Source organism: Nonomuraea lactucae, from assembly GCF_003313395.1.
In the GTDB taxonomy this organism is placed as follows: Bacteria; Actinomycetota; Actinomycetes; order Streptosporangiales; family Streptosporangiaceae; genus Nonomuraea; species Nonomuraea lactucae.
In genome coordinates this window covers 1-621 of sequence record NZ_QNFZ01000328.1, presented here as the reverse complement: position 1 = coordinate 621, position 621 = coordinate 1, and the positions used below count along the sequence as shown (strand labels likewise).

At 78.3% G+C, this 621-nt stretch carries 1 protein-coding gene; it reads left to right on the top strand.

Annotated features, from left to right (window positions below):
- A partial coding sequence (locus tag DQW85_RS21755) for an FAD-dependent oxidoreductase (protein WP_162795193.1) occupies positions 1-621 on the top strand: 621 nt, incomplete at both ends.

Here is a 621-nt window from a genome sequence, read left to right as displayed (position 1 = left end):
CCGGCAGCGGCCGGCACACGGTCCGCGCCATCGCCGACGCGCGGGGGCTGCGCGACGAGCTGACCCGGCCCGGCGTGCGGGTCGTGGTGATCGGCGCCGGTTTCATCGGCTGCGAGGTGGCCGCCACCGCCGCCGGGCTGGGCGTCGCGGAGGTGACCGTGGTCGATCCGGAGCCGCTCCCGATGCTCCGGCCGCTGGGTGAGGTGCTGGCGGGGGCGCTGCGCCGCCGGCACGAGGACCGGGGCGTGCGCTTCGCGCTGGGACGCGGCGTGGCGCGCTTCGAGGGTGGCGACGGGGGGAGGGTCATCGCTGTCGTGCTCGACGACGGCACCGTGCTGCCGGCCGACGTGGTGGTGGAGGCGGTCGGGTCGGTCGCCAACACCGAGTGGCTGGCGGGCAACGGCCTCGACCTGTCCAACGGCGTGCTGACGGACGGGCTGCTGCGGGCCGGCGGGCTGCCGCACGTCGTGGCCGTCGGCGACGTGGCCCGCTTCCCCAACGCCCGCTACGACGGCGTGCCCCGCCGTGTCGAGCACTGGTCGATCCCGGGCGACACCGCCAGGCGGGCCGCGCGGACCCTGGCCGCCCACCTCGCCGGGCGGGCGCCCGACCCCACGCCGT